This window comes from Citrobacter sp. wls757 (assembly GCF_005280935.1).
Classification (GTDB): Bacteria; Pseudomonadota; Gammaproteobacteria; order Enterobacterales; family Enterobacteriaceae; genus Citrobacter; species Citrobacter portucalensis.
In genome coordinates, this window is record NZ_SZWU01000041.1 from 9345 (window position 1) to 9921 (window position 577).

At 53.6% G+C, this 577-nt stretch carries 2 protein-coding genes; both read right to left on the minus strand.

The annotated features are described in order from the left end of the window. Positions 1-41 precede the first annotated feature (41 nt). A complete protein-coding gene (locus tag FDW94_RS24660) occupies positions 42-173 on the minus strand; it encodes a hypothetical protein (protein ID WP_283205070.1) in 132 nt (43 codons plus the stop codon). Between the two features lie 45 nt (positions 174-218). Further along, positions 219-473 carry a DNA polymerase III subunit theta gene (locus tag FDW94_RS11645; protein ID WP_137377620.1) on the minus strand — a complete coding sequence of 85 codons (255 nt, stop codon included), beginning with the start codon at positions 471-473 and terminating at the stop codon, positions 219-221. Positions 474-577 lie beyond the last annotated feature (104 nt).

Here is a 577-nt window from a genome sequence, read left to right on the forward strand (position 1 = left end):
CCAGCTGGTCAGGAGCCGAAGGGGGCCAGCACCCTGACATTTTAGATTTCAAAAACACAGGGAAGTAGCAGGAACAGGAACAGGAACAGGAACAGGAACAGGAACAGGCAGCGCATTATCACCGGCAGGAAGAAAAAGCCGCGCACTGGCCAGACAAAGCGATTAACCGGCATGCGAAAAATCCGGCGAATAACCGAAAAAAACCATCCGGAGCAGCGTTATTTTTTAACGTCATCCTCATTTCTGGCGTATTCAGGGGCATTTCTGTCCGGCAGCTGCGTACTGACCTGGCGATAATGCTCCAGCCGCGCCCAAAAATATTCTCTCAAATGTTCAGGCTGTTCTCTGGCCACCCGTTCCGCAACAACCGGCATAGCCAGCCGTTCTTTGAACGCCACACCTGAAGCAACCAGATCAATAGCCACCTTATCCTGTTCTTCTTTCGATGTAGCAGCGAGATTAAATCCGGACATGACATCCTCCGTTGAAATGGAAACCCGCTGTAAGTGTATGCCATCTGAGTCAGAGGGGGGAAAGGACGTGGCGCGGCGCGAAGCGCGGCCCGGGTCCTCCCCCC